The following is a 1,018-nucleotide window of genomic DNA, read 5'->3' on the forward strand; positions in this document are numbered from 1 at the left end:
ATTATGGTACTGGTGAAAGTGCTGGTGAGACAGACGGTAAGGCTAACACGTCGAAGCCGGTAACAGATAAGAGTGCCGGATATCAGGCGGGCTATGCAGCTGGGAATCAGACCGGTAAGCAGAGCTATCAAACGGATTATGGTACTGGTGAAAGTGCTGGTGAGACAGACGGTAAGGCTAACACGTCGAAGCCGGTAACAGATAAGAGTGCCGGATATCAGGCGGGCTATGCAGCTGGGAATCAGACCGGTAAAGATAGTTATAATGCAGATAAAAAGACTGGCTCAGGTGCCGGAACCACTGATGGTTCCGCAGGCGATCCAGCCGCTGATTTGACAGGCAAGTCAAAGGGTTATCAGGACGGTTACACGACAGCCTATACCACTGGCAATGACAGTTATCAGGCTGATAAGAAGACCGGTTCGGATGCCGGAACCGCAGCGGGTTCCGTTGGTGATCCAGCCGCTGACGTAACAAGTAAGTCAAAGGGTTATCAGGACGGTTACACAGCGGCTTATACCACAGCCAAAACGGGTTATGATACGACTCAAGGTGATAAAGCTGGTAGTGCTGATGGTTTAGCTGGCAAGCCAGGTGCTGATATCAGTAAGGATACTACTGCCTATCAAACAGCCTATACGCAAGCTTATAATACAGGCAAAGCGAGCTATGATACTGACCAAGGCAATGGTACAAAAGCCGGCAATAAAGATGGTTTAAACGGTACGGGTAAAGCAGACCTGACGGGCAAGTCGAAAGGCTATCAAGATGGCTATAATGCCGCCTATACCGCTGGCAATGACAGTTATACAGCTGATAAAGCTACTGGTTCTAAAGCCGGAACCGCCGATGGTTCCGCAGGTGATCCAGTCGCTGACGTAACAAGTAAGTCAAAAGGTTACCAAGACGGCTATAGCAGTGGCTACACAGCAGGCAAGGGCAGTTATGACCTTGACGACATTGCTGGGACTACTGCTGGGGCAACCGCTGGAGCTAATGGCAAGCAACCTGCAGATTT

Annotated in this window: 1 protein-coding gene (only partly in view); it reads left to right on the forward strand. The window is 50.1% G+C overall.

Translation table 11 applies throughout. The features are described from left to right. Nucleotides 1–16 carry the final stretch of a KxYKxGKxW signal peptide domain-containing protein gene (locus FFM73_RS09095; RefSeq protein ID WP_268920520.1) on the forward strand. 4,415 nt of this gene lie to the left of the window's left edge, so the window shows 16 of its 4,431 coding nt (coding positions 4,416–4,431); the start codon falls outside the window, past its left edge; it ends in the stop codon at nt 14–16. The last annotated feature ends 1,002 nt before the right edge of the window (nt 17–1,018 follow it).

The sequence above is a fragment of the Secundilactobacillus hailunensis genome (genome assembly GCF_005405185.1).
Classification (GTDB): Bacteria; Bacillota; Bacilli; order Lactobacillales; family Lactobacillaceae; genus Secundilactobacillus; species Secundilactobacillus hailunensis.